This is a genomic window from Cryobacterium sp. AP23, assembly GCF_054075385.1.
Genome location: NZ_CM133415.1, coordinates 573,924 through 587,209, shown reverse-complemented (window position 1 = coordinate 587,209; position 13,286 = coordinate 573,924). Strand labels below are relative to the sequence as shown.

Genomic DNA, 13,286 nt, shown 5'->3' with positions numbered 1-13,286 from the left:
CGGAACGATCGATGATCATTCCGCTCATCTCAGATCTTATCGGTGCGGTAGTGTCGGCCCCGGAAGACTCTTCCGAGGCTCCAGTGCGCGTGAATGGGCAACCACGCTTGAACGGAGCGACCGAACTTCTTGATAGTCCTCAAAGAACGGTGTTGCTCATGGCGCTGGCGTATCCGCAGGGTAGCGAGGCGACTTTCTGGAAACCGGCACCGCCGGAGGCAAAGCGGCGCTTCGCCCTTGGAAACGACGCTGGCTGGTCGCTCGGCAACCCTCCGCTCATAGCGCTCTGCATGAATCCGTCGCACGCCAGCGAGCAGGTGTCAGACAAGACGATCAACCGCCTGATCAAAGCGAGCATCGACCACGGCTACAGAGGCTGGGTCATGCTCAACCTGTATCCCGAGCGGGCTACAGACCCGGCGAATCTATGTGACTACGATGCCTCACTTTCGCAGGATAACTGTGATGCGGTCGAGGAAGTGATCGCGAAGTATCAAGTCACCGAGATTCTTGGGGCCTGGGGTGGGAACCCTAAACCGACAATTCGGCAAGCCAAACGCGACGTGCTTGCGCGGCTCAGGTCTCTCGGCGTGCAGGTTTTCAGCTTGGACTCGCTTACCGCTGACCGTAACCCTAGGCACCCCACCCCGAGGACTGGCCTGCTACCGATGCTCGGCCCGAAGGTGTACCTGCCGCTGCCATGAAGTGAGCCTATCCGCCGTCCTCACTCCGGATCAGCGGCGAGAAGCCGCCCAGCGCCTCAGGCGACGCGCACGTGATACAAAGAGTTAGCCCGAAGTCCAAACACAGCAACAGCTCATCCCGGTCGTGACCGGTGTGCCAGCTACCTGTCAGCTGGAAGCCCTCGGGGACTACTCCGCAGTGGGGAACAGATCGAGCGCCGGCCGGCGCTGGTACAAGTGGTGAACTTCTTTGGTGACAGGGCTTGTGTTGAGCACTGTGTCATCCATTACCGACATTTGAGATTCATTGGCAGACTGATTAGTCCGAACTAGGTGGCAAGAGCCCGAACTAGCCTGTCACGTGACGCAAAGGACCGGTTCTTTGGAAACGTACCTGAACGTGGCCCCGGGAAGCAGGGTGGCGTCCCTCCAGTACTGGCCACGCACCCGACCATCATCCCGGCAATCAAGAGTACTTGACTTGCTGACCGGGCAGCTTCGCCCACCCAATTGGGAGTCGCACGCGTCGAGTAGCGCCAGCGGAGAACTGACTTGGACGCGAGGTCAGTTCCTCCTTGAGAACTGACGCGTTCAAGGTACGGCGCCCAGCACTGGAATGGGAGCCTGCTGCAGACTCAGCTCAGGGGGAGCTTTGGTTGCTCTGGGCCGTACCACTCGGGATTGTTCGCGATGGGATAAGACATATCTCTCCGCGCCCACGACCTCGACCTCGACCACGACCACGACCACGACCACCGCAACGACAACGACAACGACAACTACAACGACAACGACAACGACAAATCGTCAGACGTCGCGGCACAATTGTTTACATGACCATCCCTCAGTTTCGCCCACGCCAGTATTCAGTAGAACCAAGCGTGTTTGGCAAGACTTTGAGTGTGCGTTGGATTCGTCCCGCTTCAATGGAGGCATACGATCGGGTCGAACTCGCCAAAATCCAGAATCACTACTCGGTTCATATTCAGAACCGACTTCGCGCGCGCGGTGAGACCATTAAGGAATTCGCGATGCTCACTGAGCAACCGTATGACCGATGGTCGAAGGTCTTGCGCGGCGATTCGCTAATCACACTCGAAGAAATACAAAAAGCCAATCGCATCCTAGGGGGCATTCCATCCGCGATGCCGAGTTCCGTCCGCTGGAACGCGTCGAACAATCTCCGCCGGAAACAGCGGTTGGACACTCCGAGGCAAACTTGGCCGACCATTTCTCCAATCTCGTTTCAATGACCTGACCGATCATGCTGCTTCGGCACCACGATGTGCCCTAGGACACAAATAATGTCGCGGCCCAAGAAGATGTGCAGCAGCTACCAGGCCGATTTACGCTGATCTGGAGTAGCAGGTGCCGGCCGACATCACTCGTGACATGCCCTGCTGACGCCGACATGAGACATTCAGCCTTGGGCGCAATAGCGTCGCCCCGCCCCCAGAAGTCGATCGCGCGGAACCGCGAGACCGGCTCGCGTCTGCCCTATTTCGACCCGCAAGCATGGCTTGTGCTAGTCGGATTTGCCCGCCGCGAGCGCCCAGCACGTTGCACCTTCGGGCATCGCCATCACTCAACGCAGGTGCGAACTGGCCCAGCGGCGTTGTCCAGCGCCGCCCGACCCACCCCAGATCGGCAGATGGAATCAAGATGAGTTCCACAATCGGCCCCGCGGGAGACCGTCTAGTCCACGATTCGGGGCCAGATTCCCCGTTCGAGCCCAAGTTCGAGCTTGGCGACGGTGACAATGTCAGGCCAGGACAAACCATTCAAAAAAGCGCCGATAGTCGCACGGTCAACCTCAGTGATCAGGGCCACCTCTCGGACGCTGCGTCCAGCCATGGCGGTTCGGAGATTCACAACGAGCTGCCGCGCATACTCGGCGACGGCGTCGTCGCACGCGGCGTTCGGCCAGTCGATACACGACTCCTTTGGGGCGACACGAGCTGGGCGAGGACTCATGCCGCGAGCCTAGCGCCATTGCTTGGCGCCCTTGCTGAAGACGACAGGTCGGGGCATCCTTTTCTCATCGGCTGTAGCTACAGCCGCTTGAGCGAAGGAGTGCGTGAGGCAATGGCGAACTTCATCGCGCGGGGCGACGCAGAGCACTGGGAGGAGATTGAGCCTTTTGTCCTCGACGCTGTCGCTCTCGCAGCTCCGCAAACTGCATACACCGCCACGCATCTAATTTCAGTTACCAAGACGTTTGTCTTGTGGGGCGTGTACACGCAAGGGTGGCCCCTCACCACCGAGGTCATTTTCAGCCGCCAGGCCATTGAGCTCTTTTGCACGAGTCCCAGGTTGCGTTTGAGCCCGGGAACTAGACGAAATTACCGGTCAATGCTTCTCAGAATCTCCGAGGTGCTCCTTCCGGAGGAGCACCCGGAACCGATGCGTCCGCTGAACGACAGGACATCACAACCCCCTTACACAGCGGCGGAGATGCAACAGTTTTGCGACTGGGCACTTGGACAGAACACTGCCGTGAAGCGGCGTAAGGCGATAACCATGCTGGCCCTCGCAGCGGGTGCCGGACTGAAATCAGCGGAGATAGGCGCGGTCCTCCGTGAGGACGTGCAAGCTGACGATGACGGGGTCGTTGTCACCGTGCGGGGTAGGAACCCCCGAATAGTTCCACTCCTCGAGGAATGGGAGAAGTGGTTGGTGCCCATACTCGGGTCGATTCCCGCCGGCGCTCCGGTGTGGGGATCACCGAACCGTATTAATTCAACGAACATGCTTAGTAGCTTCACCGCCACCACGACCGGGCGTGCGCCCCGCGGTGACCGCCTCCGCGCCACCTGGCTTGTAACTCATTTGCACTCGGGAACCCGAATGAAAGAGCTCCTCAGTGCCAGCGGGATCCGCAAGTTCGAGAACCTAGCTGTCTACCTTGAATACTTGCCCGAGCTGGAGATCTCTGAATACCGCCGAGCGCTTCGAGGCGGAGCTCCATGATCGGCTCAAATGTGGGTGGGCCGGCTGCGTTTCTTGAAAGGCGCATGCAAGAAACCTTCCGGACCGGTGCGGAGAGTTTTGAAAGGGAACGCGGCCGTGGTCCCATACCGAAGGCTTATCTCAATACCTCGATTCTCATAGTCAATAGGTCTGGGATCATGCCGCAGATTGAGAAGTGGCGCGCTTCGGAGCGGAAGTCAAGGGCTGGCCGAAAGCCCGAGATACCCGTCTACGCCGTTATGGTCCTCTTCGTACTTGAAGTGCAGCTGGGCGACGGAATCAGCTACCACAGCATTGCTGACACTCTCAACAAGCGAATGGACGCGCAGGACTTTGAATGCCTGGGTATTCGGGACACGCCCGGAGACCACGACGACTGGTACCAACGTGCGTGGCGTTCAGCAAATCGCCTGCTCTCCCTCCTCGACCCGTTCCCAGCGCCGCGCAACAGGAGGCTCACTCCAGAGGAGTACGCGGATTTGCGCGCGCGTGAAAGTACTGAGACAGCTCGGAGGAACTGCCGCCGAAAACTAGAACGTCTCGACTGGATCTGCGAGCAACTAATCCACGCCTCCGTTCGGCTGCTGCCCCGCTACATCTGGTGCAAGTACGAGGGGAACATCGCCATTGATGCCACGGAGATAGAAGTCCGAGGCAATCCCAATCCGAAGGACGCGAGTTTTCGACGCGGAAACGCAGATCCGCATTCCGGTCGCTACCGACGTGAAGGAAGTCACGATGGTCAGGGTGCCAAGACTGACGATGCCGCATACGAACAGGAAACGAGCGTGATGGTCTGGAACCGGCCGGGTGAAACCATGGACTTTCCCAATCTCATCACTGCGGTCAGCTTCCATCGACCCGGTGAGATCAGCGGTCATGCCTTGAAACTTGTCGAGTCGCATCAACGACTCGGCTTTACTCGACTCAAGCTAATATGCGACAGGGCCTACAACAACGAACGCCCACAAAACTTTCAAATACCCGCACGCAAGCTCGGGGTCGAGCTCGTTATCGACTACAAGCACCCCGATCTCGGCCAACAGGGATTTTACGAGGATCTGATCCTTGTGGACGGGAACTGGTACGTGAAGTGGATGCCCAAGCGTCTAATCACGGCCACGAGAGACTTTCGCAAGGGTCTCATAAGCGAGGACGAGGAACAGGCATGTGTGGCCTCGCGCTCCGCCTACCGCATGACACCAAAGGGGCTCCCGGACGCCGACGGTTATCAAAGGTTTAGTTATCCAACTCCTGGATACATGGCCATTGATCCATTGACTGGTGCACGAGTGAAGCCAGTGACCCGAAGTAGCCTCACCGTTCCGACGTGTATTCCAAGCGGCAAGGCCGCTGATATGGGACAGCAGAAGAACGAACCCATCAAGCACGTTCAAAAATATCCCTTCAGATCACCGGAATGGCAAGATCAGTACCACATGCGGCCCCTGGTCGAGTCGTCCCACAAACTGATGAAGGACGTTGGCGCCGAAGACCTTGGCAACCCCGCAAAACGCTCTGGTCGCGGGTTCGCCTTTCAATATCTTGCTTCGACGATTGCCGCGGTGTCCTCGAACATTCGTAGAATCTTCACGTTCTTCAAGACCGACGCCGAGCGGACTTCTGGCGGGAAGCGATACCGCTCCCGAAGGCGCAAGGGACCAGACGAGGCGCCGCTCCTTCGTCCACCGGAGCCACCGTCGCTTGCGCCTCCAAATTAGACCTTCCAAACGCTCTGCTTGGTATCCGGATTCACGATTGCAGCAGGCGGGTGTTCACCGTTGGCAAAATCAGCTATTGAAGGCGCAGCGCCTCCTAGGGGTCTAGTCGCAGGCGAGCGTTGGATCTTAAACGCAAAAAGGTCAATACAGCGTCTAGCTGGATTGACCTCTAAGTGCGTATTTCATGAAATCAAAACCCAGATTCCGTGAAACACCTTCCGTGTCCGAAGGGGGACTTGAACCCCCACGCCCTATACGGGCACTAGCACCTCAAGCTAGCGCGTCTGCCATTTCCGCCACCCGGACTGGATGTTTTCGGCCGCAGTTATGTTTTGCTGCCGGGGAATAACTTAGCACGGATCGGAACCCCTTCCTGACACCAGACGGTTCCTCCAGCGCCCCCGGCGGCGACCATTACCCCGGATGAACCACGCCACAGGCGGACCGGCCCCGATGCCCGGTAGCGTGAACTGCATGACAGCCACCGCCCCCACGCCTCCCGCGGTCGACACCCTCGACCTGACCGCCGAGATCGCCCGCGACCTGATCCGGTTCGACACCACCAACTACGGCGAGGGTCGCTCCAACGGCGAGACGGATGCGGCCGAATACGTGGCCGAGAAGCTGAGCAACCTGGGCCTCACGCCCGAGCTGATCGATTCGGAGCCCGGCCGCACCAGCGTGGTCGCCCGCGTGCCCGGCCGCGATCGCGCCAAGGGCGCTCTCGTCGTGCATGGCCACCTCGACGTGGTCCCGGCGGAACCAGCGAACTGGTCCGTCGACCCGTTCGGCGGCGAGATCCGCGACGGCATGCTCTGGGGCCGCGGCGCCGTGGACATGAAGAACATGGACGCGATGATCCTGGCCTCGCTGACGGACGTGCTGGCCTCGGGCGGCCAGCCGGAGCGGGACCTGGTCATCGCGTTCTTCGCCGATGAGGAAGCCGGCGGGGTATTGGGCTCGCACTACCTCGTCGACACCCGGCCGGACCTGTTCGCGGGCGCGACCGAGGCGATCAGCGAGGTCGGCGGCTACTCGATCAGCATCGGCGGGGAGCGGGCGTACCTCCTGCAAACGGGTGAGAAAGCTCTCATCTGGCTCAAGCTCGTCGCCCACGGCCCGGCCGGGCACGGCTCGCGACTGGTCACCGACAACGCGATCACCCGTCTCGCCGAGGCCGTCGCCAAGGTGGGCCGGCGGGAGTGGCCGATCCGCCTGACCAACACCACCCGGCAGCTGCTCTCCGAGATCGCCCGGATCCTCGGCGTCGAACCCCAGGCGATGGGACCGGACGAACTGGCGCTGGCCACCGGCACCGCATCCGGTTTCATCCAGGCGAGCCTGCGCACGACCATGAACCCGACGGTCTTGCAGGCCGGCTACAAGCACAACGTCATCCCCGACCGGGCCGAGGCGCTCATCGACCTGCGCTCCCTGCCGGGCGAGGAGGACGCCGTTTTGGCCGAACTCGCCGAGCTGGTCGGGCCGGATATCGAGATCGTCGTGATGCACCGGGATGTGGGCCTCGAAACCGAATTCGCCGGACCCCTGATCGACAAGATCGTGCAGACCCTCGGCACCCACGACCCCGGCGCCCCCGTGCTGCCGTACCTGATGCCCGCCGGCACCGACAACAAGGCCCTGAGCAAGCTCGACATCAAGGGGTATGGTTTCGCTCCGCTGAAACTCCCAGCCGATTTGGATTTCCCGGCGCTGTTCCATGGCGTTGATGAGCGTGTGCCGTTGGACGCATTAGTGTTTGGCAGGACGGTTTTGACCGATCTGCTGTCGACGTACTAGCCCACCGCCTGAGCTACCCGCCAGCACTCAGCACAAGCGAAACGAGTATCACGTGGACTTCATCAACGCGGTCATCCTGGGCCTGGTTCAGGGGCTGACCGAATTCCTGCCGGTCTCTTCCAGCGCCCACATCAGCATCGTCGGGCAGTTCCTCGGCACCGGTGAAGACCCCGGCGCCCGGTTCACCGCCATCACGCAGATCGGCACCGAGGCTGCCGTGGTGATCTTCTTCTGGCGCGACATCGTGCGCATCATCGGCCAGTGGGCCAAGTCCCTGGTGGGCAAGGTCCCGCGCAGCGACGACGACGCCCGGATGGGCTGGCTGATCATCCTCGGCACCCTGCCCATCGTGGTCCTCGGCCTGCTCTTCCAGGACCAGATCGAGACCAGCCTGCGCAACCTCTGGGTCACCGCGATCATGCTCATCGCCTTCGGTGTGCTCCTCGGCATCGCCGACTACGTCGGAGCCAAGCGCCGCCAGCTGGGCGACCTCACCGTTGGCCACGGCATCATCTTCGGCTTCGCCCAGGCGCTGGCACTCATCCCGGGCGTCTCCCGATCTGGCGGCACCATCACGGCCGGCCTGTTCCTCGGCTACGAACGCGCCGCCGCGGCCCGCTACGCCTTCCTGCTCGCCATCCCCGCCGTTCTCGGCAGCGGCTTCTACCAGGTCTACAAGTCGATCAAGGAGCCGTGTGTCGCGGCGGCAGCGACGTGCACGCCCGAGATCTTCGGCCCGCTGGAGACCCTGGTCGCCACCGTCGTCGCGTTCATCGTGGCCCTGTTCGTGATCGGCTTCTTCATGAGCTACATCTCCAAGCGCAGCTTCATGCCGTTCGTGGTGTACCGCATCGCGCTGGGCATCGTCGTGATGATCCTGCTCGGCACGAACACCATCACGGCCTAGTTAGGCTGGAAGCATGCGCGCCTGGTCAGTTCCCGTCATCCCGTCGATCCCGGGACGCTCAGACGCACCGCGTCTGCACGACACCGCGACGGACTCCATCGTCGAAGCCAAACCGGCCGATGTCGCCCGGCTCTACGTCTGCGGCATCACGCCGTACGACGCCACCCACCTGGGCCACGCGGCCACCTACCTGGCCTTCGACACCCTGCAGCGGGTCTGGCGCGATGGCGGATACCGGGTGCACTACGCCCAGAACGTGACGGATGTCGACGACCCGCTGCTGGAGCGCGCCACCGCGACCGGTGTCGACTGGCGCGAGCTCGCGGAGGAGCAGACCGACCTGTTCCGGGCCGACATGGAGTCCCTCGGCATCATCCCGCCGGACGACTTCGTGGCCGTCACCGATGTCATCGACGACATCTCCGCCGCCGTGCACACCCTGCGCGAGGCCGCCCTGGCCTACAAGGTGCCCACCCCGGACGCCCTGGACACCCCGGACGGGCCCGGAGCCGACCTGTACTTCGACATCCGCGCGGCCGAGCGCCAGGCCCCCTGGGCCCTCGGCGACGAGAGCAACCTCGACCGGGCCACCATGCTCGGGCTGTTCGCCGAACGCGGGGGAGACCCCGACCGGGCCGGCAAGCGCGACCAGCTCGACCCCCTGCTCTGGCGTGCCGCCCGGGCGGGCGAGCCGTCCTGGGAGTCCCCGGTCGGCGCCGGACGCCCCGGCTGGCACATCGAGTGTTCGGTGATCGCGCTGGCCGAGCTCGGCACGGACTTCACCGTGCAGGGCGGCGGCAGCGACCTGATCTTCCCGCACCACGACATGAGCGCCGGTCATGCGGCCGCGCTGTCTGGGCATCCGCTGGCGCAGGTGTACAGCCACACCGGCATGGTGGCCTACCAGGGCGAGAAGATGAGCAAGTCGCTGGGCAACCTCGTGCTGGTCTCCAAGCTCCGGGCCGGCGGCAGCGACCCCCGGGCGATCCGCCTGGCCCTGCTGGCGCAGCACTACCGCACCGACTGGGAGTGGACCGCCGAGCAGCTGGTGCAGGCGGAGTCCCGCCTGGCGGCCTGGACGCTCGCGTTCGGCCCGATCGCGGTTCCCGCGGCCATCGCCGCCGAGACCGCCACGGAGAGCGCGGCGGCGGTCATTGACCGGATGCGGACCGCCCTGGTGAACGACCTCGACACCCGCGGCGCCCTCGCGGCGGTGGATGCGGCAGTGTCGGCGGGCGTGGACGATCCCGCGCTGCTCGGCCTCGCCATCGACGCCCTCCTGGGCATCAAGCTCTAGCCGCCACACGACGCACAGGCCGGTCACGAGGTCTCGACAAGCTCGACCAACGAGATGGTCGCGACCAGCCGCTGATCGAGCTTGTCGAGATCCCGTGTGCCTGTTACGGCTGGCGGGGCTCCGGACCGGGGCCCTGGCGCCCATCGGCCCAGCCGTCCCGACCGTCGCCGCGCTTGCGGAGGTACCGTTCGAACTCCTGCGCGATCGCCTCACCGCTCGCCTCCGGCGAGTCGACGGTGTCCCTGGCCTGCTCGAGCTGGCCGATATACGCGGCCATCTCCTCGTCCTCTGCGGCGAGGGCATCGATGCCCGTCTCCCACTCGGACGCGTCGGTGACCAGGTCGCCGCGGGGGATGACGACGTCGATGATCTCCTCGAGCTTGTCGATCAGGGCCAGCATCGCCTTGGGCGACGGCGCGTTGTGCACGTAGTGCGGCACGGATGCCCAGATCGACAGGCTGGGAATGCCCACCGATTCCGCCGCTGACGCGAGCACGCTGAGGATCCCGACGGGTCCCTCATAGTTGCTGCGCTCGATCTGCAGCTCGGCGCGCACCTCGGGGTTGTCGCTGGAGACGAAGATCGAAATCGGTCGGGTGTGCGGCACGTCGGCGAGCATCGCACCGAGGAACACGATGCCGCTCACGTCGGCGGCCAGCACCGAATCCAGGATCTCCGCCGTGAAGCTCTTCCAGCTGCGCGACGGCTCGGTGCCCATCAGCAGGTAGATGTTGCCGGCGTTGGTGCCGCTCACCCTCAGCTGGGCGTCCTCGGCCAGCGGCACGCCGCTGCTGCCGGGCACGGCGGGGCCGTACATCACGGCGCTCGGCCATTCGATGACCCGGTGGCCGTCCTCGTCGGTGGAGATCGTGGGCCGGTTGAACTGGTAGTCGAAGTAGAGCTCCGGGTCGATGCGCTTGACCTCGTCGACATCGAGGAGGTCCTTCAGCGTGTTCACGGCGCCCGTGGCGGCTTCGCCCGCGTCGTTCCAGCCTTCGAAAGCGACCACCAGAAGTCGCCCGCTGAGGAACCCATTGCCGTCTGTCACTGCGTGAAACCCCTGCATTCCGGCCGCCTCAGACTGGGTGGCCTCCTTCAAGGATAGGCCGTGCCCCCTAAACTTGAACCCCGTGACACTGATCCCCGCATTCTCGTCCCCACCTGCCGCTGTTCTCTGGGACATGGACGGCACCCTGGTCGACACCGAACCGTACTGGATGCGCGCCGAGCACGAACTCGTCGAATCCTTCGGCGGCGTCTGGACCCACGACGACGCGATGCTACTGGTCGGGTCCGGCCTGCTCGGCTCCGCCGCCATCCTGCAGAACCGCGGGGTGAACCTCGCCGCCGACGCCATCGTCGACGTGCTCACCAACCGGGTGCAGGAGCAGCTGCGCTCTGCGGGCATCCCCTGGCGGCCCGGTGCGCACGAGTTGCTCACCGAACTGCACACGGCCGGCATGCCGATGGCCCTTGTGACCATGTCGGAGGAACGGATGGCGCGCCAGATCAGCGACATCGTCGGCTTCCCCGCCTTCTCCACCATCGTCTCCGGCAACATGGTGCAGCAGAGCAAGCCGCATCCAGAGTCCTACCTCATGGCCGCCGATGTGCTCGGCGTCGACCCCCTGCACTGCGTCGCGATCGAGGACTCCCTTCCCGGCGTGGCCGCCGCTGTTGCGTCCGGCGCCGTCGTCATCGCGGTCCCGCACATGGTGCCGATCGAACCCAGCGAGCACTACACCCGGCTGGACACCCTCGCCGGGACGACCCTGGCCTTCCTCAGCGAGCTCTACGCCACCCGGCGACCTTCCCCCATTTCCCACCCCACCACCTCCAAGGACGCGACAACCGCATGAGCGACAACCAGGTCATCCAGAACAGCGGCCCGTTCCGCGCCGGCGACAGAGTGCAGCTGACCGGCCCCAAGGGCAAGCTCAACACCATCACCCTCGTCCCCGGCCAGAACTTCCACACCCACCGGGGCATCCTCGAGCACGACGACATCATCGGCAAGCCCGACGCCTCGGTGGTCACCAACAACGTGGGCGTCGAGCACCTGGCCCTGCGACCGCTGCTCATCGACTTCGTGATGAGCATGCCACGCGGTGCGGCCATCATCTATCCCAAGGACGCCGCCCAGATCCTGGCCCAGGCCGACATCTTCCCCGGTGCAACCGTGGTCGAGGCCGGCGTCGGCTCCGGCGCCCTGTCGCTCTGGCTGCTGCGCGCGATCGGCCCCGCCGGCACGCTGGCCTCCTTCGAACGCCGCGAAGAGTTCTCGGATGTCGCCCGCTCCAACGTGGCCACGTTCCTGGGCACCGACCCGAAGAACTGGACCATCACCCTCGGCGACCTCGCCGACACGTTGCCCGAGACCATGCCGGCCCAGTCGGTAGACCGGGTGGTGCTGGACATGCTGGCGCCCTGGGAGTGCATCGACGTCGTCTCCGACGCCCTCAAGCCCGGGGGAGTGCTGCTCTGCTACGTGGCCACGGTGACGCAGCTCTCGCGCGTGGCGGAGGCCATCCGCGCCACCGGCAACTACACCAACCCCGATTCGCACGAGACCATGGTGCGCGGCTGGCACGTCGAGGGCCTCGCGGTCCGTCCGGACCACCGCATGATCGGCCACACCGGTTTCCTCATCACGGCCCGCAGGCTCGCGCCGGACACCATCCTGCCCGAGCTCAAGCGCCGCCCGTCAAAAACCGACTTCAGCGACGCCGATGTCGAACTGTGGACGCCGGGCGCGCTGGGCGAACGCTCCGTCAGCGCCAAGGTGATGCGCAAACGCAATCGCACCGCTGAGACCGGCGCGGCGCTTTCCAAGGCCCGCGACCTCGACGCCGGTTAGAATGGATGTCGGCCCGCCGCCCGCACCAGGCTGCTCCCGCCAGCACTTTCCCCGCAATTCACCTCGCCAGCATCACGCTGCGCTCTTCCCCTGTATCGAAATGAGGACTCGTGCGTAAAGTTCCCGCACTCATCGCAACCGCCGGCCTGGTGCTCGTGACGCTGACCGCCTGCAGCCCCGGCTCGGCGGCGGCAGACTGCACACCACCGGTGTCCTCCGGGGACGCGTCCGACCTGGTGTCGGTGACCGGCGATGTCGGGTCGGCTGCCACCATCGACTTCCCCACCCCGTTGAAGAGCGCCACCACGCAGCGCAGCGAGATCATCGAGGGAACGGGGCCCGGCCTCGTCGAAGGCCAGGTGGCAGCACTGGAACTCTCCGTCTACGACGGCACCACCGGAGAGGCAGTCCAGGAAAGCGCGCACGACGGCTCGACGGCAGCGCCGTACATCATCGGCGGCAACATGCCCGACAGCCTCACCGACAGCCTGCTGTGCGCGCAGGTCGGCTCGCGGCTCGCCGTGGTCACCGCGCCCGGCGTGGACAACACCGGGGTTGATTCCGCCGACTCCCTCATCTTCGTGATCGACGTCGTCAAGAGCTACCTGACCCGGGCCGATGGCGCCGCGCAGCTGCCCGTTGCCGGACTCCCGTCCGTGGTGCTCGCCGACGACGGCACCCCCGGCATCACGGTGCCGTCCAACGATCCGCCCACCGACCTCAAGATCGGTGTGCTCAAGAAGGGCGACGGCGAGAAGGTCGCGGAGGGTGACAAGGTCATGGTGAACTACACGAGCGTGCTCTGGAAAGAGAAGACGGTCCTCGGTTCCACCTGGGCGGACGGACAGCCCGGCGTGCTCACCGCCGACGATACGGCGGAAGTTGCCGGCCTGACCGACGCGCTGGTCGGCCAGACCGTCGGATCCCAGATCGTGGCCGTCATCCCCCCTGACCTTGCGTACGGCACCGAGGGTAACGCCGAAGTCCCGGCCGATTCCACGCTGGTCTTCGTGATCGACATCCTCGGCGTCGGCTAGGGGCAGACCCGCCC

Annotated in this window: 11 protein-coding genes and 1 tRNA gene; 10 read left to right on the top strand and 2 right to left on the bottom strand. The window is 64.1% G+C overall.

The window, feature by feature from the left end; genetic code table 11:
- The first annotated feature begins 11 nt into the window (after positions 1-11).
- The 4 genes from ACU5E9_RS02770 (at position 12) to ACU5E9_RS02755 (ending at position 5,374) form a co-directional block, all read left to right on the top strand.
- A complete protein-coding gene (locus ACU5E9_RS02770; RefSeq protein WP_456812120.1) occupies positions 12-704 on the top strand; it encodes a DUF1643 domain-containing protein in 693 nt (230 codons plus the stop codon).
- 812 nt (positions 705-1,516) lie between these two features.
- Positions 1,517-1,936, top strand: a complete 420-nt coding sequence (locus ACU5E9_RS02765; RefSeq protein WP_456812119.1) for a hypothetical protein — start codon at positions 1,517-1,519, stop codon at positions 1,934-1,936.
- Between the two features lie 832 nt (positions 1,937-2,768).
- Positions 2,769-3,653 carry a hypothetical protein gene (locus tag ACU5E9_RS02760; RefSeq protein WP_456812118.1) on the top strand — a complete coding sequence of 295 codons (885 nt, stop codon included), beginning with the start codon at positions 2,769-2,771 and terminating at the stop codon, positions 3,651-3,653.
- The gene (locus ACU5E9_RS02755; protein ID WP_456812117.1) at positions 3,650-5,374 is read left to right on the top strand and encodes a hypothetical protein; all 1,725 of its coding nucleotides are present in this window, start codon (positions 3,650-3,652) and stop codon (positions 5,372-5,374) included. The genes ACU5E9_RS02760 and ACU5E9_RS02755 overlap by 4 nt, the downstream gene beginning before the upstream one ends.
- Before the next feature lie 221 nt (positions 5,375-5,595).
- Here ACU5E9_RS02755 and ACU5E9_RS02750 read toward each other — a convergent pair.
- Positions 5,596-5,680, bottom strand: a tRNA-Leu gene (locus ACU5E9_RS02750).
- Between the two features lie 168 nt (positions 5,681-5,848).
- On the opposite strand from ACU5E9_RS02750, the gene ACU5E9_RS02745 reads away from it, so the two are divergent.
- Genes ACU5E9_RS02745 through mshC form a run of 3 tightly spaced genes read left to right on the top strand, consistent with a single transcriptional unit; the run spans position 5,849 to position 9,378 of the window.
- Positions 5,849-7,174: a M20/M25/M40 family metallo-hydrolase gene (locus ACU5E9_RS02745; RefSeq protein WP_456812116.1), complete on the top strand. Its 1,326-nt coding sequence runs from the start codon at positions 5,849-5,851 to the stop codon at positions 7,172-7,174.
- Positions 7,175-7,226: 52 nt separating this feature from the next.
- Positions 7,227-8,081 (top strand): undecaprenyl-diphosphate phosphatase, encoded by an 855-nt coding sequence (locus ACU5E9_RS02740; RefSeq protein ID WP_456812115.1) that lies wholly within the window; start codon positions 7,227-7,229, stop codon positions 8,079-8,081.
- A 13-nt stretch (positions 8,082-8,094) separates the two neighbouring features.
- Positions 8,095-9,378: a cysteine--1-D-myo-inosityl 2-amino-2-deoxy-alpha-D-glucopyranoside ligase gene (gene mshC, locus ACU5E9_RS02735; RefSeq protein WP_456812114.1), complete on the top strand. Its 1,284-nt coding sequence runs from the start codon at positions 8,095-8,097 to the stop codon at positions 9,376-9,378.
- Between the two features lie 103 nt (positions 9,379-9,481).
- On the opposite strand, the gene ACU5E9_RS02730 is transcribed toward mshC, so the two are convergent.
- Positions 9,482-10,426 (bottom strand): PAC2 family protein, encoded by a 945-nt coding sequence (locus ACU5E9_RS02730; protein ID WP_456812113.1) that lies wholly within the window; start codon positions 10,424-10,426, stop codon positions 9,482-9,484.
- Between the two features lie 133 nt (positions 10,427-10,559).
- Here ACU5E9_RS02730 and ACU5E9_RS02725 point away from each other — a divergent pair, with 133 nt between their 5' ends.
- The 3 genes from ACU5E9_RS02725 (at position 10,560) to ACU5E9_RS02715 (ending at position 13,272) form a co-directional block, all read left to right on the top strand.
- A complete protein-coding gene (locus ACU5E9_RS02725) occupies positions 10,560-11,237 on the top strand; it encodes an HAD family hydrolase (RefSeq protein ID WP_456813486.1) in 678 nt (225 codons plus the stop codon).
- A complete protein-coding gene (locus ACU5E9_RS02720; RefSeq protein ID WP_456812112.1) occupies positions 11,234-12,235 on the top strand; it encodes a tRNA (adenine-N1)-methyltransferase in 1,002 nt (333 codons plus the stop codon). The genes ACU5E9_RS02725 and ACU5E9_RS02720 overlap by 4 nt, the downstream gene beginning before the upstream one ends.
- 110 nt (positions 12,236-12,345) lie before the next feature.
- Positions 12,346-13,272 carry an FKBP-type peptidyl-prolyl cis-trans isomerase gene (locus ACU5E9_RS02715; protein ID WP_456812111.1) on the top strand — a complete coding sequence of 309 codons (927 nt, stop codon included), beginning with the start codon at positions 12,346-12,348 and terminating at the stop codon, positions 13,270-13,272.
- The last annotated feature ends 14 nt before the right edge of the window (positions 13,273-13,286 follow it).